Source organism: Pseudomonas sp. SK3(2021) (genome assembly GCF_016772375.1).
Lineage (GTDB): Bacteria > Pseudomonadota > Gammaproteobacteria > Pseudomonadales > Pseudomonadaceae > Aquipseudomonas > Aquipseudomonas chlororaphis_I.
Window position 1 is genome coordinate 3,495,665 of the sequence record NZ_CP061943.1, and the last position, 19,848, is coordinate 3,515,512.

Genomic DNA, 19,848 nt, shown 5'->3' on the forward strand with positions numbered 1-19,848 from the left:
ACATGACATCAGTACCCCCCGAGCCACAATCGCTGCCAGGCAACGAGCGCAGCCTGTGGGACGCGTTCGCGTGCCCGGCGGCCGGACCATCGGCCGACAGCACGCGGGAACAGGAAGAGATTGCCCTGCCTCCTGGCCTGACGGCCGGCATGAGCGACCTGATTACGCTCGCCGCGGTCCTGGGCTCCCTGCTCAGCCCGGAAGGCCGGGTAACCCTGGGCATCCACGACGACGGCAAGTCGTCGCAGCTCGGCGTCGATTGCACGGCGTTGAACCTTGCAGAAGACGCTCGGGGCTATATTGCGCAGTTGCGCGACAACGCCCAAGCGCTCGATGGCGAGACGCACTTGCGTGCCGATATCGAGATCAGCGATGGCAAGCACCTGCCAGCGGCACAATCGCCGGTCTGGCTGCTGGTGCAGGACGGCCGCTGCCAACTGTCGGTACGCAGCGATCGCATGACCCGGGCCGTGCGCCTGGAGTTGCTTGAACTGGTGGCCTTCGCCTGCGCCCGGGTACTGGATCCCAAGGCCCCGCCGGCTTCCTCTCTCCTGCCCGCCTGCCCTGCCCCGGCCGAAGCCGGCCCGCGCCAGTGCCTGGTGGAGCGCATCTACCGGCATGTACAGAGCAAGCCATCGGCGGTGGCGATCGTGGATGACAACAGCGACCGCAGCCTGACCTACGCCGAACTCTGGGACGCCAGCGAGGCACTGGTCCAGCACATACGCGAACGCGTCACTTCCCGTCGCTCGAGCCCGCGCCTGGCGCTGTTCCTGGAGCGCGGCTGGCAACACCTGGCCTCGATCGTCGCGGTGCAACGCATGGGGGGCACCTGCGTGCTGATCGACCCGGCGCATCCCGATGAACGCATCCGGGCCTTTATCGAAGAGTGCAGCCCACATGCGGTGTTGACCGCCGGCAGCACCACCGAGCGAGCGCGAGATTGGCTGAGCTGTCCGCTGCTGGACATCGACAAGGTGCAGCTACGCCCTGCCCCCGTCGACTGGGAACACGGCAAGTGGGCCGAAACCACCAACGAGGCCTGCTTTATCGCCGGCACTTCCGGCAGTACCGGACGGCCCAAGGCCGTATGCCTGTCCTATCGCGGGATGGCCGCGACCCTGGACGCCATTATCGATCAGGCCGGGCTGGGCGAGCATAGCCGCGGCTCATGGCTATCGTCGCCCGGCTACGGGATGGTCGAGGTCGACCCGCTGCCGGTCCTGTGCGCCGGCGGCACGGTGTGCATCCCTGCCCCGCCGGTGCTGCAGGACGTCAACCTGCTGGCCCGCTGGCTGCTCGAAGGCGACATGAACCATACGCTGGCCATGACGTCCATCGCCGAAGCGTTGTGGGCCACCGGGATCCGGACCGGCCTGCGCACCATGCTGATCGCCGGTGAACGCTGCAAGCAATGGCCGCCGGCCGATCTCGGCTACCGGGTGATCAATGTCTATGGCTCCGCGGAAGCCGCGGTGGTGTCCATCGAGGATCTGAGCGCCCCACGCCGCACCTTGCTGCCCTCGGTCGGACGGGCGATCCCCGGCGCCCGGATGTACGTGGTCGACCGCCATGGCCAGCCACTTGCGGCCCGTTGCGTCGGTGAGCTGGTCATCACCGGCGAGACGCTGTCGGTGGGTTACGTGAACCCCGAGGACACGAAGAAGGCGTTTCGTGGCAACACCCTGGACGCCACGTCGCCCTTGCAATACAGCACCGGCGATCGGGCGCGAATGGCCGCCGATGGCACCGTGGAAATCTTCGGGCGGACCGACTCGGTGGTAAAGATCCGCGGGCACCGGGTCGACCTGACTGAACTGGAGATTACCGCGCTGCAAGTACCGGGCGTGGTGAAGGCGGCGGCCACCTGCTCGAACAATGACCTGGGCGCGACCCTGGCCTTGTTCCTGGAGCTGGCTCCGGACGCCGCAGAGGGGGTGGCCCAGGTTCGCAAGCACCTGGCCGCGCGCCTGCACCCGGCCGCCCAGCCCGGCCAGATCGTGACCGGCCCCCTGCCCCTGGGGCGCAACGGCAAGGTTGACTACGGCGCGCTGCAGGTCGGCCCTATCGAGCGCGCTGAGGGCCAGACAGTCTTCGTCCCGCAAACCCGGGCAGACCACGCGGTACGCGATGGCTGGCTGGCCTGGACGCTCTGTGAAGAGGCGATGCTGGAGTCGAGTTTCTTCGACGCCGGCGGCGATTCCCTGCGCGCCTTGCGCATGGTCGGCGAGCTGGCCTGCAAGCATGGCATCCATGTGCAAATGCGCGCGTTCCTCGAAGAGCCGGTACTGGCGAACCTAGTCCGCCTGGCCAATGCCTCGCACAATACCCAGTTGCCGAAGTTCGAGCACTTGCCGGCACAGCAGCAACGGTTGCCGTTCGAACTCAACGAAAGCCAACAGGCACTGTGGATCGGTCGTGGTTCGTTCTACGACTACGGCGGCGTCGGCTGCCAGGGCTATTTCGAATGGGCAGTGCAGGCCCTGGATCGCGAGCGCTTCACCCGTGCCGTGGGGCTGCTGGTCGAGCGCCATCCGATGCTGCGCATGACCATCGATGCCAGCGGACGCCAGAGCATCGGCGATGTCGACGGCACCCAGGCGGTGGAGTACGTCGATCTCAGCGCCCTGGATGCGGCGCAGATCGACCGCGAGATCGACCGGGTCCGCGAACGCATGGCCAACGAAGAAATCGGCACCACGCAATGGCCGCTGTTCCAGTTCCGCATCAGCCGCATCAGCGCCAGCACCAGCCGTGTGCACCTGTGCATCGACATGCTGATCGCCGATGCCTGGTCGATCTTCCAGGTGATCATCCCCGACCTGATCGATCTGTACCTGGAAGACGAGCCACAGCTGCCGGTGCTCCAGACCAGCTTCCATGACTACGTCGCCTATCGGCAAAAGGTCCTCGAGAGCGCCCAGTACCAGGCCGACCGCGAATACTGGCTGGACAAGATCCACCACCTGCCGGCGGCGCCGCGCCTGCCGCAACTGGAGCCCGGCGAGTTCAGCGGCCCGTCGCGCTTCGAGAGACACGAGGGCACCCTCGCCGTCGCGGCCTGGGAGCGACTCCAGGCCCAGGCCCAGGCGCGCAATATCTCGCCATCCGGGGTGGTCGCGCTGGCCTTGTGCGAAGTGCTGCGCTGCTGGAGCGAAGAAGACCGCTTCACCTTGAACTTCCCGGTCTCGGACCGGATGCCCGTCAGTGCCGATATCGACCAGGTCGTCGGCGACTTTACCAATACCTTGCTGGTGCCTTACGAAACAGCGGCCGAGGATACCCTCGAGGCGCGCGGCCAGCAGCTGCAAGGCGCCATCTGGCAGGCACTGGACCATCGGCTGTTCAACGGGGTCGAGGTGCTGCGCGAGCTGGCCCGGGTCCGTCGCAGTGGCGGTGCGCCATTGATGCCGATCGTCCTCACCAGCCTGCTCGGGCACCCGGGCCGCCATGACGCGGCGCGCCTTGGGCAAGAGGTCTACGGCGTCTCGCAAACGCCCCAGGTCACCCTGGATGTGCAACTGCGCGAATCCGAGGGCACCTTGTACTTCAAGTGGGACTACCTCACCGGGGTCATTCGCCCCGAGGTCGTGGAAGCGATGTTCGGCGCATTCTGCACACTGCTGCGGCAACTGGCCGACGACAGCGGGATCTGGCAACGCACCTGGCTCGACCTGCGACCTGCCGCGCAGATCGAAGTACGCCACGCGGTCAACGCGACCCAGGCGCCAGTACCGGAGGTCCACCTGCGTGACCTGCTGCTGGCGCGGATGGCCGAGCGCGCCGGGGAAACCGCGGTCCTCGATGCCCGGGGCAGCTACAGCTGGGGCGAAATCGGCCGGGCCGCGGCCCGGATCGGCGAGATGATCCAGCAAGCCCGCACCCCCGCTGAACGCTTTGTCGGGATCGTGCTGCCCAAGGGCAGCGGCCACTATGCGGCGGTCTACGGCTGCCTGCTGGCCGGTGTCGGCTATGTGCCGGTGGACATCGACCTGCCGTCCGAGCGCATCCGCTCGGTGCTGTCCCAGGCCGGGGTGCGCACGGTTATCGCCGGTGTCGATACCCCGTTGCCGGAGCAAGTGCAGCGGCTGGTGCTGACGGACGAGGACCTGCGGGCCTGGGCCGGGCAGCACACGGACCTGGCCCTGGCGCCCCTGGCCGCGGACTACTCGCCCTACGTGATCTTCACCTCAGGCTCCACCGGCAACCCCAAGGGTGTCGAGATCCCCGAGGCCGCGGTGGTCAACCACATCCATGACGTCGTCGAGCGCTTTGGCCTGGATGCCTCCACCCGCCACCTGGCCACTGCCGCCCTGCACTTCGACATGTCGGTCTTCGATATCTTCGGCCCCCTGCTGCACGGCGGCTCGGTGGTGGTGCCTGCCCAGGCGGCAGGACCGGACCCCGATACCTGGCTGCGGCTACAGCGCCGCCACGGGGTGACCTTCTGGGCCTGCGTGCCGGCCATCATGGACTTGCTGTGCAGTGTGGCGGAAAACGCGCGCAGCTTCTCTGCGGTGGAATCGCTGGCCAACATCGTCATGGCGGGCGACTGGATCCCCCTGCCATTGCTGCCGCGAGCCAGGGCGCTGTACCCGAAGGCACGGCTGTACTCCTGCGGAGGCCCCACCGAGACCACCAACTGGTCGGTGCTGCACGAGATCGACGAGCAGGAAGGCCAAACGGTGCGCTCGGTGATCTATGGCGCGCCCATGCGCAACTCCGCCTATCACATCGTGGCGGGCGACTGGACCGATTGCCCGGATTGGGTACCCGGGGAAATGCTGGTGGAAAGCGATGTGTCCCTGGCCTGTGGCTACATCGGCCAGCCGGAACTGACCCGCAAGGCCTTTGTCCGGCACCCGCGCAGCGGGCGACGCATGTACCGCACCGGCGACCTCGGGCGCTACCTGCCCAACGGCGAGATCGAGATCCTGGGACGCCTCGACAACCAGATCAAGCTCAATGGCCTGCGCATCGAACTGGGGGAAATCGAGAGCGTGGCCGAGTCCTGCCCCGGTGTCTCGCGAGCCTGTGCCGTCGCCCTGCCCGGTCCCGATGGGCATCCCAAGCAGATCGCCCTGGTCTATGTCGGCGAGCCCGAACGGGCTCCTGCGATCGCCCAGGCCCTGACCCTGCGCCTGCCTGCCTACATGGTGCCGAAGACTGTCCAGCCGTTGCCCCAGTTGCCCCTGTCGAAGAACGGCAAGGTGGATGTACTGGCCCTGCGTGAAACCCTGAGGAATGACATGAAAGACGCCAACAGCAAGACCCCGCAAACCATCCTGCGCACGGTTATCCGGGTGATCTCCAGTCATCTCGAGGAACCGGTGGTGTTGCCCGAGGACAACTTCTTCGACCTGGGCGGCGACTCGCTGTCGGCGATGAAGATCAAGATCGAACTCGAGTCCCAGCTGTCCATCAGCGTTCCCCTGGAGAACCTCATGCTCACCGAGACCATCAGCGAGTTCGCCAACAGCCTGGACGCGGGGAACCAGCCATGATCAAGGACAGCCTGCACCAGCAATGGCTGGACGACGTGGATGCCTACCTGGATGGACGCACCACGCCACAGGAACTGGAGGCCAGGGGGCAACTACGGGCCCGGGAAGTCTTGCGTTATGTCCAGCAACACTCGGCGTTCTATGCCGGGCACCTGCGCTCGCAACTGGGCGCTCCCAGCGCACTGCCGGCGCTGGACGGCATACCTTTCACCACTAAGGAGGACCTGCGCGCCGTGGGTCGCTCGGTCTGTAGCCTGCCTTTCGAGCAGATTGCGGTGTACTACGAGACGACCGGGACCACGGGGCTGCCCACCCCCTGCCCGCGGGCGGCGATCGATGTCGAGACCAGCGGTGCCTATGTGCAGAAGGCCGTCGCCGACCTGTACCAGTCGACATTCGGCACCCTCCATGCCCTCACCGCGATCATGGGGCCGTCGGAGCTGTATGCGTTCGGCGATACCTATGGCGAGGTCTGCCGCAACCTGGGCATTCCCTATGTGCGGCTGTGGCCGGAAAGCCCCCGGGTCGGCCTGGTCAAGGCCGCCCAGCTGATCAACGAGCTCGGCGTGCGCTCGCTGATCTGCTCGCCCGCCGTGGCCCTGGCCCTGGCCCGGCTCTATGTGAGCCAGGGGATCGATCCGCGCGAGACGGCGGTGGGCCAGATCATGGTGCTGGGCGAACTGTGCACGCCGCAGATGCTGAGCAATATCGCCCGGGTCTGGAATGCCCATTGCACCCATGGCCTGTATGGCTCCCAGGAAGCCCATGCGGTGGCCACTGGTTGCGCCAACGGCAACCTGCACGTCTCCGAGACCAACTATCTGGCGGAGATTCTTTCGGTTCCCGGCATGCAGGGCGATATCGGCGAACTGTGCCTGACGATGCTCGTACCCGGGGCCAAGCCGCTGATCCGCTACCGCACCGGCGACCTGGCGCGCCTGCAGGCTGCCGAGGACTGCGGGTGCGGCAATCGTTCTCGTTGCCTGCGGGTCTTTGGCCGGGTGAGCGATGTGATGACCCTGGCCGGTCGCCAGGTACTGCCGGCACTGATCGAGTCGACGGTGCTGACGGCGGCCGAGTGGGTCTCCGGCTACGAGGTCAGGATCTGCACCGCCAGCGACGGTAGCGACCATGTCGAGGTGTCGATGGTGGCGGGTATCGGCGAGCGTTCGCTGGACCAGGTGGAGGCGCAGATGGCCAGCCATTTCGGCACCTCGGTCCAGCTGCAACTGGAACAGAGCCTGGATCCGAGGACCGAGACCGGTGCCTACATCTCCTGGAAGCACGCCCGCATCCGCGATCAACGGGAGCCCGCCCTGTGAGCTCATTACCACCCACGGCCTGCTCGGACGATGGCGTGAACATGGCGGCGCGGCAGCGTACCCGGTCGATCGAAAACGTGCCGCTTCACCCCGAGAGCACCGGCAACGACCACGCAATCAAGATAATCCGTAACTCATTGGCCCTGGCCAACGTCAACCCCACGGGCTGATCGCTCTGGAAAAAGCCTCGGGTGCCGGCCGGACGCCGGCCGACACCCGTCAATCTAAGGACTGGATAAACATGACTCACACACCCGCGAATGCAACGCTCCATGAAAAACGCTGGCAGGCCCTGGCTGTCATCTCGATCATCCAGCTGATACTGCTGCTGGACGCCACCGTGGTGAACGTCGCCCTGCCGCGGATCAAGCACGAACTGGGACTCACGGATGGGTCCTTGACCTGGGTCGTCAATGCCTACCTCATCACCGCCGGATCGCTGTTGCTGCTGGGCGGGCGGATCGGCGACGCCTTTGGAGTGCGGCGCGTCTTCCAGGTCGGCGTCGTGATTTTTGGCGCATTTTCCTGGCTGGCGACCTTCGCCGAAGATGCCACCGTGCTGATCATCAGCCGTGCCGGGCAAGGGGTCGGCGAAGCCCTGGCTTCGGCCACCGGGCTGGCCATGGTGTCACTGCTGTTTCCCGCAGGTCCCGAGCGCGGCAAGGCGTTTGGCATCTGGGCGGCACTGGGCGGCCTGGGCTCGATCATCGGTGTACTGCTGTCCGGCGTACTGACGCAGTATCTGTCGTGGCGCTGGGTGTTCGGGATCAACGTACCGGTCGTCATGCTGCTGATCCTGGCTAGCATGGTGATGATTCCCAGGTTCGCCCACCGCAGTTCCACCCCTCTGGACCTGGGTAACGCCCTGATCCTGGTGGTGGCCGTCGCCGCGACCGTCATGGCCGTGATGGGCTCTGGCATCGAGCACCTGCCCGGACAGCGGGTGGCGCTCCTGGTGCTGGGCTTGCTGGGGATCTTCCTGGTACTGCGTCGTTGCAAGCGCTCGGAAAACGGCATTATTCCCGCACGCCTGATGAGTCGCTCTCCCCGCCTGGCCGGCTACGCCATCGTGGCCATCCTGGCAGCGACCTCCGGCGCCCTGTTCTACCTGGGTGTACTGTTGCTGCAAGACTACCTCGGCCTGAGCCCGATGCAGACGGGCCTGGCCTGGCTGCCCTTCTGCCTGGGGTTCTTCCCCGGCATCTTCCTTTCGCAGTTCGTCATGCAGCGCTGGAACCCGCAGACGGCGGCCGTTGTCGGCCTGGCAACCTCGGCGCTGGGTTTCGCCTTGTTTGCCTTCGGCGTACCCCTGCATAGCTACTGGCTGGGCATGCTCCCGGCCATGCTGGTCACCTCCATCGGCTTCGGTTGTGTCGCCCCGGTCGCTCAGTCGTTGGCTACCAGCGACCTCAGCGAGGCGGACGCCGGTGCCGGGTCGGGTATCACCACCACTATCCAGCAGTTGTTCCAGGTGTTCGGGGTCACCCTGCTGGCGGCCGTGGCCCTGGCCGTCTCCGACAGCGCCGGGGCGTCGACCATCGCGGCCGATGGTTTCGTGATCGCTTTCGCGCTGTCGGCGCTGGCGATGCTCGGTGGTGCCTTGCTGATCTGGGCCGGACGCAATGCCCTGGCTCTCGAGCCGGCCCCATCGAGCCCCCAGCCGTAGGTTACCGTCATGCATCAGAACTACCTGATCCCCCCCTTCAAGGGACCCCTCGCGACACTTTCCAGCGTCGCGGGGCTGCGGGAAAAATGGACCGGGGCGATGCTTGACCAGACAGGGCGCGCCTATTCCGGCGCGCTGCGTCTGGACTTCAGCGCGCAGTGTTGCCAGGCACAGGTTTTCGACGCCGTGGCCCAGACCCTGGCCCGGCATCCGATCCTGGCGGCCCGATTCGACATCGAAGGAGAACAACTGGTCGGCCGAGCCCCCAGCGAACAAGCATTGCGCCAAGCGTTGCGTGAGCAATTGGGCAAGGTGCAGGCCGCGGTCAGCGACCAGGAGTTCCTGGCCTACCGGGCCAGGCAAGCCGCCGAACCCGGGTTGCGCATCGCCTCGACGGTAGACGAGGCTGGCCTGCACATCTGGATCGGCTTCTGGATCTATACCTGCGATGGCGCGTCGATTGACCTGTTGTTGGAAGATATCGCCCGGCATTACCTGGGCCAGCCCCCGGTATCCTGCAGCGCCTGGAACGACTATTGCCGGATGCGGCCCCTGCCGGAGCAGCCCGTAAGCGCGGCGCAACGGCTGGAGATCTACCCGGGGACGGGGCCCTACGGGCTCGATGCGCTGCGCACCAAAGGCGGTGCCGGCATGGGGCGCATGCAGAGCCTGAAGTTCACCTGCGACGTACCGCGCAGCAGGGTCCTGGACTATGCCAGGGCTCAGCGGGTGACGCCGTTCGTGCTGCTGTTGGCCATCTACCAACGGGCAATCAGTGCCGTCAGCGGTGTCGCCACCGTGGTGACCGGCGTCCCCTTCGCCAATCGCCCGGGCGCCGCGGCCCAGACGCTGGTGGGGCCGTTGTCCAATACCATTCCGGTCAGTACCCGGCATGAGCCCGGCGAGCCATTGGCCGCGGTGATCAAGCGCGTGCAACGGGCGGTGATCAATGCCACGGCTCGCCAGGACATAGAACCGGCAGCCTGGTATCCCGAGGGCCTGTCCGCGCGCACCGCCGGCTTCGAACTGCCGTTTGCCCAGCTGTTCAACGCCTGGAACTCACGCAGCGAAGGCCGTCGCATCGCCCTGGGCGACAACCAGTGGATGAGCCTGCGGCTATTGCCGAACGATACCTGCCGCGTGGCGTTCGAAATCACCCTGGATGAGCATACCGAGCACATTTCAGGGCGGATCGACATGGACGCCGCAGCCTATGGCGACCATGCGGGACAGGTCATCGAACAGATGATCCGCGACCTGCAAGGCATCCCCTGCGATTGATCGGCAAAGCGTAGGGACAGGCACCGACAAGAGCGCGGTTCGAACAGACCCGCGATCTTGTCGGATGGCCTGTATGCCTTATTCCAGAAGCCAATCGTGTCGGGACAGTGCCGCACTGGCAGCGTATGACCGCCGGCACCGAGGCTCCATGGTTCGTCCGCGGCATACTGGAAGGACGCCAGGCCGCTCCGCAAACCCACCGGGAAATGGACAGGAGTTGCACGATCTACAAGATCGAGGATAAAGCGCATTTGCCCCGCATCAGCACAATCGATATCCATGGGATATATGCCAGCCAGGGCTATATAACCCTTTGGGTGAGGTCAATCGTAAGTTATCGAGCGCCTTGTCCGCGAGGAGGACTACATTGCTTGTAACGCTGGTTTCATTGCCCATCCTCAGGTGTTCGACAGCGCATTCGGGCATTGCGGGACATGTGCCCTCGGTGTGCGCGGGCCGCCTGGCAACCTGGCGGCGAGCACCGCGTCTGCCTTGCGGACCGGCTCCGTCGGACCAGTGAACATCAGCCTTGTCGCACATCAAGGAGAGCATCATGAGTCGTGCAACCCCCATCAATCATTACCGCAACCTGGGCATCGTCGCCCACGTAGACGCGGGCAAGACCACCACGACCGAGCGGATCCTGTTCTACACAGGTCTCAGCCACAAGATGGGTGAGGTGCATGACGGCGCTGCTACCACCGACTGGATGGTGCAGGAGCAGGAGCGTGGTATCACCATTACTTCCGCCGCTGTAACTACCTTCTGGAAAGGTTCGCGCGGCCAATACGATGACAAGTACCGGATCAATATTATCGACACCCCGGGCCACGTCGACTTCACCATTGAAGTGGAGCGTTCGCTGCGCGTACTCGACGGCGCGGTCGTGGTGTTCTGCGGTACTGCCGGTGTCGAGCCGCAGTCCGAGACCGTATGGCGCCAGGCCAACAAGTATGGCGTGCCACGAGTGGTCTACGTGAACAAGATGGACCGTGCTGGTGCCAACTTCCTGCGCGTGGTCGGCCAGATCAAGAGCCGCCTGGGCCACACCCCGGTTCCGGTCCAGTTGGCTATCGGCGCTGAAGACAGCTTCGCGGGTCAGGTCGATCTGATCAAGATGAAAGCTATCTACTGGAACGAGGACGACAAGGGCACCACCTATCGCGAGGAAGAAATTCCCGCCGATATGCTGGCGCTGGCCGAGGAGTGGCGCGCCAAGATGGTCGAAGCCGCCGCCGAAGCCAACGAAGAGCTGATGAACAAGTACCTTGAGGGAGGTGAACTGAGCGTCGAAGAGATCAAGGCCGGCCTGCGCGCGCGCACCCTGGCCAGCGAGATCGTTCCGGCCGTCTGCGGTTCCTCGTTCAAGAACAAGGGCGTTCCCCTGGTGCTCGATGCCGTCATCGACTTCCTGCCGGCGCCGACCGAGATCCCCTCGATCAAGGGCCATCACCCGGACAGCAGCGACGACAACGAAATCATCGACGAGCGCCATGCGGACGATAACGAGCCGTTCTCCTCCCTGGCGTTCAAGATCGCTACCGACCCGTTTGTCGGCACCCTGACCTTCATCCGCGTCTACTCGGGTTTCCTGAGTTCCGGCGACTCGGTGATCAACTCGGTCAAGGGCAAGAAGGAACGTGTGGGTCGCATGGTGCAAATGCACGCGAACCAGCGCGAGGAAATCAAGGAAGTCCGTGCCGGCGACATCGCGGCCCTGATCGGCATGAAGGACGTCACCACCGGTGACACTCTTTGCGATATCGACAAGCCGATCGTCCTGGAGCGTATGGACTTCCCTGAGCCGGTGATTTCGGTGGCGGTAGAGCCGAAAACCAAGGCTGACCAGGAGAAGATGGGGATTGCGCTGGGCAAGCTGGCCCAGGAAGACCCGTCGTTCCGCGTCAAGACCGACGAAGAAACCGGCCAGACCATTATCTCGGGCATGGGTGAGCTGCACCTGGACATCCTCGTTGACCGCATGAAGCGCGAGTTCAACGTCGAGGCCAACATCGGCAAGCCACAGGTTTCCTATCGCGAGAAGATCACCGTCGGCTGTGAAATCGAAGGCAAGTTCGTGCGTCAATCCGGTGGTCGTGGCCAGTTCGGCCATTGCTGGATTCGTTTTGCTCCGGCTGACGTCGACGAAAAAGGCAATATCACTGAAGGCCTGGTGTTTGCCAACGAGGTGGTGGGTGGCGTGGTGCCGAAGGAATACATCCCGGCCATCCAGAAAGGTATCGAAGAGCAGATGAAGAACGGCATTGTCGCCGGTTATCCGCTGATCGGCCTGAAGGCGACCGTGTTCGATGGTTCCTACCACGACGTCGACTCCAGCGAGATGGCGTTCAAGGTCGCGGCCTCCATGGCCACCAAGCAGCTGCGCGAAAAGGGCAAGGGCGTGGTTCTTGAGCCGATCATGCGGGTCGAGGTCGTCACCCCCGAGGACTACATGGGCGACGTGATGGGTGACCTGAACCGTCGTCGCGGCCTGATCCAGGGCATGGAAGACTCGGTCTCCGGCAAGATTGTCCGTGCCGAAGTGCCGCTGGGTGAAATGTTCGGTTATGCGACCGACGTTCGTTCCATGTCCCAGGGGCGCGCGAGCTACTCCATGGAGTTCTCCAAGTACGCCGAAGCGCCGTTGAACATTGTCGAGACGCTGATCAAGTAACCAGGCCAGAACAGCGAAGCCAGAGTGTCGCGAAAGATGCTCTGGCTTCGGCGTTTCTGATCTCAGGCGATGCCAGGTAGAGAATTACACCTCATTAATCTGAAAACACGACATCTGTATTGAGCAGCAAACCCGCTTGCTATAGAACGGCTTGGCGGTATTTGTTCACGCAGTTTCGACCTCACTCACAGGTGTCGAGCATGAAAATAAAAACCAAGAAAAGCCTGGTCACCCCCTGTTCTTCGTGAAACAACCAAGGCGTGCTCCTTGGCCAACTTGTGCAAGAACCAGCTGCCCTTCGCCGACGAGAAACACCGCGACAGCTCCAACAAAGAGCCACGGCAATGGGAAATCGCCACGGATTATGAGGTGGTGGTGATGCTGGGCGACAACCTCAATCAACTACTACGTCGCGGACGTCAAGCAACGCAACACCCCGTGCCAATCCCCTCGCCCGCCTCGACCAGGAGCACTTCCCGCCCGCTCGAGGCCAGGGCCCGGGCCACTGCCAACCCGACCACCCCGGCCCCGACCACTACCGATTGGATATCGACGCTCACCTGTCCTCCGTGTATTCCAGCCGGGCCGATCGATCAGATCGCCACCCGGGCGCCCAGGCGTTCGAATTGCTTGATCGCCAGTACCACCCTTTCCACGTCGCTGTCCGATAAATGGTGATGGCAAGGAAGGGTCAGCATTTCCCGGGACAGGCGCTCGGTGTTGGGGAGCACGATCTGAGGCTGGCTGGAGAGCCAGGCTCTTTGCCGATGAATGGGGATCGGATAGTGGATGGCGGTTTGAATCTCCTGCTCGGCCAGGTAGCGCTGCAGCCGGTCCCGGTCCGTGGATTTCACGACGTAGTGGTAATAGGCGTTTCCTGGCTTGCCTCCCCCGAGGTCCACGCCTGTGGCGGTATCGCACAGGGTTCGATCATAGAAGGCGGCAATTTCCGTGCGCCGCTTCAACCATTGGTCCAGATACCGGGTCTTGATGTTGAGCGCCGCCGCCTGCAGAGAGTCGAGGCGCGAGTTGATGCCGAACTGGACGGATTCATTGCGATTTTCCAATCCATGATTACGGACGCTGCGCGCATACTCGGCAATTTTCAGGTTGGTGGTGACCAGGACGCCTCCATCCCCCAGGCCGCCGAGGGTCTTCAACGGATGCATGGAGAAGGCCGATGCGTCGCCACGAGTCCCCACCTGGCAGCCATCGATGGTCGTGCCGATGGCCTGGGCGCAATCTTCGATGACCGCCACGCCACGCGAGCGGCAGAGGTCGAGGATCGCGTCGATATTGACCGGCCGTCCTCGCAGGTAGACGGGAATGACCGCCTTTGTCCGGGCACTCAGCAGCGGCTCGAGGGTGTCGACGCTGATCAGCTCATCGTCGCCCACGTCGGCCAGAACGGGTCGGGCACCGGCAGAGACTATCGCGCCCACCGTGGCAACGAAGGTGTTGGCGCAGGTGATGACCTCGTCGCCCGGCCCGATCCCCAGGGCCCGCAACGCCAGGAACAACGCATCGGTGCCGGAGTTCAGCGCGATGGCATGGGCGCCGTTGCAACGCTCGGACATCCAGGTTTCGAATTGCGTGACCTCCTCGCCAAGCACGAAATCCCCGCCCAGCAAAAGCGCGTGCCAGCGTTCGAACATCTGTGCAGACAGATCCTGCGCCTGCTCTTGGACGTTATTGCACTTGATCATTTCGGGCGCTCCTGGGCATGAACATGAGGGACGTCAGAACGATCAAGAACGTTCCGACGATACTGACGATGGCGGTCAGGGTCAGGGTCTGGGAATAGCCGACAATGCCGCCGACGATACCGCTGCCCAGGTAAATGAAGGGGTGTACCCCACTGGTCACGAAGGTATCGACCGCCACGACTTTGCCCAGGTCCTTCTCCGGCGAAAGCGTTTGCATGGCCGTCGCCCATCCGGTGAGCCACGACGCTTCGACGATCCCCACGAAGGTCGCCCCCAGGATGGCCATCCAGGCCGAGCTGCCCATGCCCAGGAGCGCCATGGCGCCTGCCAGGAAAAGGCCGCAGGTCACGGCAAGCCCGATCAGCCGTTCATGCCCGTTGGTCAGCACCGTGATGATCGAACCCAGGCAGGCGCCAAACCCCGATGCGGCCAGGCACAGGCCCCACATTTCCTCGCTGAAGCGGTCGCTGATGGCGTAGGGAGCGACAACCAGGAAAATCGGGAAACACAGGACGTTCACCACCAGCGTCGCGGCGAAACCGAGCAGCAGCGTCGGGTTGCCAACGACGACCGTTAGGCCGTTCACCGCTTCACGAATGGAAAACTCTTCTTCGGATTCGTGGTGGCCCACGTTGGGCAATTGCGCGGTATAGATGGCCGCGCAGAAGAAGGTCAGGCCATCGATCAATATCCCCCAGACGGGATCCCAGAGGATGATGAATACCCCCAGCGTCGCGGGGAACAGAATGGCGACCAGGTTATCGATGAAGTTCATGGCGCCGTTGCCGGCCACCAGGGCTTGCTTGGGCAGCAGGTTGACCAGCAGCACCTGGGCGCACGGGCGGGACACGCCGATACCGATGCCGAATATCAGATAGGCCAGCACCAGCCCCCACCAGGGGGCGCCGGAAACGATCAGGGCGACGGCGGCCAACTGGGCGATGCCTCTTACCGTATCGGTATAGATCAGCACCTGTTTCGGAGACTTGCGGTCCGCCAGCATGCCTCCGGCAAAGGCGCCGATGACGGTCCCCACGCCGACGGCCGCCATGACAAAGCCGAATACTTCGCCACCGAAACCGGCCCGGATCAGCGCTATCGGCAGCGCCGCCAGGCAAATGGCGTCGCCGGCCATGGAGAGTCCCTGGCCGATGAGCAACTTGCGAAAAGACGCCACGCTGAGCGCGTCGTTGTAAGGCGATAAGCGATCGCTGATCGAGATCATATGCACCCCTCCTTGAGGCATAGACTTCCGTCCTGGTTGGATTGCGTCACGAGCTTCACATCCCCGTGGCTGACCTCCAGTTCGCCGTCCCCGAGCACCGCGACCTTGAGCCGCTGTCCGCGAAAGTGAAGGGCGAAATGATAGCAGGTCCAATGTGCGGGCAGCCGTGGCCTGAAACACAGCTGGCCATCCTTGATAGCAAGGCCGGACAACCCCTCCACGAGTCCTTGCCAGGCCCCCGCATAGGCGGAAAGATGCAGGCCATTGCTGTAATCGGTGACGGGGGTGAAGTCTAGGTTGTAGCGGCTCGCACGTTCCATGAAGTCGGCGCAGGCCCCGGTCTCGCCCAGATGCGCGGCCACCACGGCATGGGGACCGTAACTCAGCGAAGATTCATGGACGGTACGCGGCTCATAATAATTGAAAGCGGCCCGCTTGACGGCCTCTGGAAAGTCAGCCGGGAACAATGACATCAGCAGGACAATGTCAGCCTGCTTGACCAGGCGCGAACTGAAGTTCTGCAGCTTTTCCGCCGACTCCCGCTCGCTATCGTCGGCAAATTGCGGACCGCGTTTTTTATCGCGCCTGAGCTGAATGTCCGGCAGCGCAGCATAGCCCTCGAACTCTTCGGGAATCGCAACGCCATCGACGTTGATCCAGGGCAGGTAGACGTTGTCGGAAATCCTTTGCCACAACTCGATTTCTTCCGCCGCCAGTCGAGGAAAACCGGGGCGCCCGAGCAATGACAGGGAGAGCCGGATGCACCACCTGAGCATGTAGTTGGTAAAAAAGCTGTTATCCACATGATAGTGATATTCATCCGGGCCCATGACCGAGTTCACGACATAGGCCTGCTTGCCCTGCGACCACTGGAATGCAGAGGCGGCGAATCTGGCGCTCTCCACCATCATGCGGTACCCGCGGGACTGCATGTAGGCATCGTCCCCGGTGGCCATCCAATATTTGTTCAGCGCATAACAGACATCTGCCGATATGTGCAGAACTTCGTGGACGCTCCACTCTCGCCTGAGCTGCGGATCGGGATAAGACAGAACATAGTGAGGGCCGTTCTCTGTACCCAGGTCATTGGCCGCTTCTGGATAGCGTGCTCCAGAGAACCCGGTGGACGTGGCGAACTGCTGCGCGCACTCGATGAAATCGTAGCGATAGTCGATCAAGGCTTTGGCAATGTCCGGTTCATTCCAGATCCAGAAGATGCACTTATGAAGCTCCGTATCGAAGAAGGTGGCGCCGGAATGATAGGTACTGGTCAGCCCGCGGGCCGGTGAAATGGCCCCGCGCCGATAGAGCCTGGAGCCGATACCCTGTTGCAGCAGCTGGAACACCGCGTACTTCATGCCGAGCTCGACGCGGTGTCCCGATGAGTTCACCGAAACCTCGTGATCTCTCCAGAGGGCGCGCCACCGGTCCAGGTGTTCGTTTTCGATGTGGGCGAGATCGAGTCTCGATGGAAAGTCTCCAGAGGTTTTATCCGTGTCGGGTTCGATCCGCCAGTGCGTCGACAACCGATGCTGCCTGACTGCCGCGAAGTCAAACGTGACCGAGGCAATGTATCCGCCCTCCTCGCCCGCCCATAAAATGGCGGAGCTGGCGCGAGGATCCGACCGTTCGAGCTGGACGTTACAACGCAGTCGTCGTTCCGCCGTATCCAGGACAACGCTGAAACATTCCCGGTCGCAAAGGCCGCGCTTGATCTCATAGTGTCGGGCCGTCAGCCACTCGGAGGCACCCAGGTATTCATTCAGTGCCGTAGCCTCCACGCCATAGTCCAGACGCAATCGATGCGGCTGGTAGCTGTCGTCGAGCCGTTTCAGCGCGATGAGCGTCGAAACGGCCGGCACACCAGGTGTGTCGATGAACTGCCTGGCCGTCAGCTCATAGGTGGCTCCCCCGATATGGAACCGCTCGGTACTGGTGACAGTCGCCCGGTCGAGGGCGATTGAAACCGTCGAGTGGTCATCCAGCGGGCGGGCGGCTTCACCGGTGTCGACATCATAGAGCCGGATGATTCGCGGCGCGGGCAACGAAACTATTTCCCGGGAGACGCCAAGTCCGCTCGTATATATTCCGCCCACCAGCAATTGCGTGCGCTTCATGCGCCCCGACGCCCCCGGCACATGGGGGCGAACGCCGATAGCCGCATTGGCCAGCGTGGCGATGCAGGCGGCAAAGGACGATGACTGCGGATCGATCCCGACTATATCCTCGGCGTGTTCGCCATAAGAGATCGTTAGCACGACACCGCTCCCGAGGACTCGAAGGACCAGTCGTTCTGCTGCATGTTGCGCACATTGTGATAACGGATGTCCGCCAGGACATCGCCGCTGTCCTTGAACTTCCCTGACTGCCATTGCTCGCATATTTCCAGGACTGCATCCCGGATCGAATAGATGAACTCGAAGCCCAGGTGCTGCTGGACCCGGCGGGAATCCAGACGGTAGGAGCGAACATCGTCACTGCTGGTCGTGGTAATGGGCACATCGGTATGGAAATACCGATCGACGATGTCTTTGACCTGGTTCGCGATGTCGGTGACTGTGTGGTTTTCATAACCGACATTGATCGCCGTCCCGCAGAGGGAGCCCAGGGACTCTCGCTGGACGAGCATCGTATAGAGCCGGGTAAGGTCACCGATATGAACGTTCGGCCGGTATTGGCTCCCCCCGAATACGGTGATCTGGCCCCGCGCGAGGGCACTGGCCGTGAGGATGTTCACGGTAAGGTCAAGACGCTGCCGGGGCGACCAGCCACACACCGTGGCGGCCCGGACGGCCACGGTCTCGAAGGACGGGTCGGTCAACTCGAAAAGCAGCTTTTCCCCTTCGGCCTTGAACCGGTTGTAGTCGGTGATGGGAACGCAGGGCTGGTTCTCATCGACGAAGGGCTCCGCATTGATCCCGTAGACACTGGCTGACGAGGCATAGATGAAACGTCGGCAACCCAGGCGCTTTGCGCTGCTCATGAGATGCGGCAGGCAATCGATATTGATCGACTGGCCAAGTTCAGGCGCCGAATTGAAGCTGGGATCGTTTGCCACTGCGGCAAGATGGATGACCGTTTGGGCCCCTTGCAGGGCTTTTTCAACGGCCGGCTTGTCGCGGATATCCCCCTTGATGAACTCCAGGTGCGGATGCTTCATGAGCTGTTCCAGCCCATTGGCGAAGAAAAGCGCATCCAGAACCCTGACTCGATAACCGGCTGCAAGTAGTTTCGGTACCAAACGTGAGCCTATGTAACCAGCTCCACCGGTTACCAGAACGACTGATGGCTTGCTCATCTTTATTCCTTCCCTGTGATTTTATTCGGCAACGCAAATTCATCGAGCGACGACAGTATCGAGGCTCGTGGATCATTGGCTTTCGGTTCATATCGATTGCGACGGATCTGCCAGGCGTGGATTCCGATCCCGCACGCCAGGTCGGTCGCGTATGGGCTGTCGTCGATAAGATGGACATGCTCCGGGGCATAGTTGCCGATGAGTTGCTGGAACAACTCGCCCCGGGTCTGTCCTGCTTGTTGCTGGGCCACCGGCTTTTGTCGTTTCAGGCCTAGGTTCGACTGACGCAAGGCGCGGTCAAACAAGCGCGGGGCATTCAAAGAAGCGGTATAGAAGGTTACCGCCTGGTCCGCAGCGCCAATGCGCGCCAACAGTCGCAGCGCATCGTCGAAAAGCTCGGTACCGGCTGAAAGACGCTGGAACTCGCTCTGCTTGTATTGTGCAAGATCGCCGGCCGACCAGGCGTTGGCCGAGTCCGTGGCGATGCTGTCTCTTTTCAACACCAGAAGACGTGAGGCCCCTTCCATGCGAGGGCGCCCGGCAATATGGTCGATGTACTCTTCTTGAGTGAGTTCCTTGCCTCCCAGTTGATAGGCGGCATTGCGCCAGGCTTCGAAATGGGGCGTGTCGATCAGGGTACCGTCGAGGTCGATCAGCAAGAGCGTTGACATTGTCGGTCACCTGTCAGAGGTTCTTGGCCATGACCAACTTGGCAATGCGCGATGTCGAGTCGAATATGGCGTCGTCCGTCAGGACCATGCGCCCGCCAGCACTTTCGACCAGGGCGCGCTCGGCCTGCAGCCTGGTGTCCGAACCGTCGCTATAGTCCGCGCCCTTGAAATAAACATCGGGGCGCAGGGTATTGATCATGTATTCCGCGGTAGCGGTGTTGTTGATGATCACGTGATCGCAATAACGGATGGACGCCATGAACTCGGCGCGCTTGTGATCGGTGAACACCGGCCGGTCCGGACCTTTATTCACGAAGTTGTCCGCCGTGATGGACACGAACAACCGGTCGACCATGGTCCTGGCCCGCTGCAGGTGATGGATATGCCCAGGATGGACAATGTCGAAACAGCCGTGGCAAAGCCCGACCACCAGACCGTTGTCGCGATAGTGTTTGGCCACATTCTGCAGTTCTTTGACGCTATTCAAAATGCCCATGACAG

The 19,848-nt window shown here is 62.9% G+C and carries 12 protein-coding genes and 1 pseudogene; 6 read left to right on the forward strand and 7 right to left on the reverse strand.

All coding sequences use genetic code 11. The features are described 5' to 3' along the window. Nucleotides 1-2: 2 nt before the first annotated feature. From IF690_RS15635 to fusA, 6 genes are all read left to right on the forward strand, one after another. Nucleotides 3-5,504: a non-ribosomal peptide synthetase gene (locus IF690_RS15635; protein WP_252189481.1), complete on the forward strand. Its 5,502-nt coding sequence runs from the start codon at nucleotides 3-5 to the stop codon at nucleotides 5,502-5,504. After that, on the forward strand, nucleotides 5,501-6,826 hold the full coding sequence (locus IF690_RS15640) for a phenylacetate--CoA ligase family protein (RefSeq protein WP_202696365.1): 1,326 nt from the start codon (nucleotides 5,501-5,503) through the stop codon (nucleotides 6,824-6,826). The genes IF690_RS15635 and IF690_RS15640 overlap by 4 nt, the downstream gene beginning before the upstream one ends. Then, nucleotides 6,823-6,996 carry a type 1 glutamine amidotransferase family protein gene (locus IF690_RS15645; protein WP_202696366.1) on the forward strand — a complete coding sequence of 58 codons (174 nt, stop codon included), beginning with the start codon at nucleotides 6,823-6,825 and terminating at the stop codon, nucleotides 6,994-6,996. The genes IF690_RS15640 and IF690_RS15645 overlap by 4 nt, the downstream gene beginning before the upstream one ends. 71 nt (nucleotides 6,997-7,067) lie before the next feature. Then, nucleotides 7,068-8,492, forward strand: a complete 1,425-nt coding sequence (locus IF690_RS15650) for an MFS transporter (protein ID WP_202696367.1) — start codon at nucleotides 7,068-7,070, stop codon at nucleotides 8,490-8,492. 99 nt (nucleotides 8,493-8,591) lie between these two features. After that, nucleotides 8,592-9,773: a condensation domain-containing protein gene (locus IF690_RS15655; protein WP_252189482.1), complete on the forward strand. Its 1,182-nt coding sequence runs from the start codon at nucleotides 8,592-8,594 to the stop codon at nucleotides 9,771-9,773. 553 nt (nucleotides 9,774-10,326) lie between these two features. Further along, entirely contained in the window at nucleotides 10,327-12,447 is a 2,121-nt protein-coding gene (gene fusA, locus IF690_RS15660) for an elongation factor G (protein ID WP_202696369.1), read from the forward strand. A 434-nt stretch (nucleotides 12,448-12,881) separates the two neighbouring features. On the opposite strand, the pseudogene IF690_RS15665 reads toward fusA, so the two are convergent. From IF690_RS15665 to IF690_RS15695, 7 genes and pseudogenes are all read right to left on the reverse strand, one after another. After that, nucleotides 12,882-13,007 (reverse strand): annotated as a pseudogene (locus IF690_RS15665) (FAD-dependent oxidoreductase); the annotation flags it as partial. A 33-nt stretch (nucleotides 13,008-13,040) separates the two neighbouring features. Next, complete coding sequence (locus tag IF690_RS15670; RefSeq protein ID WP_202696370.1) at nucleotides 13,041-14,153, reverse strand: DegT/DnrJ/EryC1/StrS family aminotransferase; 1,113 nt, start codon at nucleotides 14,151-14,153, stop codon at nucleotides 13,041-13,043. Continuing rightward, nucleotides 14,137-15,378, reverse strand: a complete 1,242-nt coding sequence (locus IF690_RS15675; RefSeq protein WP_202696371.1) for an MFS transporter — start codon at nucleotides 15,376-15,378, stop codon at nucleotides 14,137-14,139. Before IF690_RS15675 ends, IF690_RS15670 begins: the two co-directional genes overlap by 17 nt. Further along, entirely contained in the window at nucleotides 15,375-17,636 is a 2,262-nt protein-coding gene (locus IF690_RS15680) for a glycosyl hydrolase family 65 domain-containing protein (RefSeq protein WP_202696372.1), read from the reverse strand. The genes IF690_RS15675 and IF690_RS15680 overlap by 4 nt, the downstream gene beginning before the upstream one ends. Next, nucleotides 17,630-18,676 (reverse strand): NAD-dependent epimerase/dehydratase family protein, encoded by a 1,047-nt coding sequence (locus IF690_RS15685; RefSeq protein WP_202696373.1) that lies wholly within the window; start codon nucleotides 18,674-18,676, stop codon nucleotides 17,630-17,632. Before IF690_RS15685 ends, IF690_RS15680 begins: the two co-directional genes overlap by 7 nt. 2 nt (nucleotides 18,677-18,678) lie before the next feature. Next, on the reverse strand, nucleotides 18,679-19,347 hold the full coding sequence (locus IF690_RS15690; RefSeq protein ID WP_202696374.1) for an HAD family hydrolase: 669 nt from the start codon (nucleotides 19,345-19,347) through the stop codon (nucleotides 18,679-18,681). 13 nt (nucleotides 19,348-19,360) lie between these two features. Beyond that, nucleotides 19,361-19,843, reverse strand: coding sequence for an adenylyltransferase/cytidyltransferase family protein (locus IF690_RS15695; protein WP_202696375.1), 483 nt, complete (start codon nucleotides 19,841-19,843; stop codon nucleotides 19,361-19,363). Nucleotides 19,844-19,848: the final 5 nt, after the last annotated feature.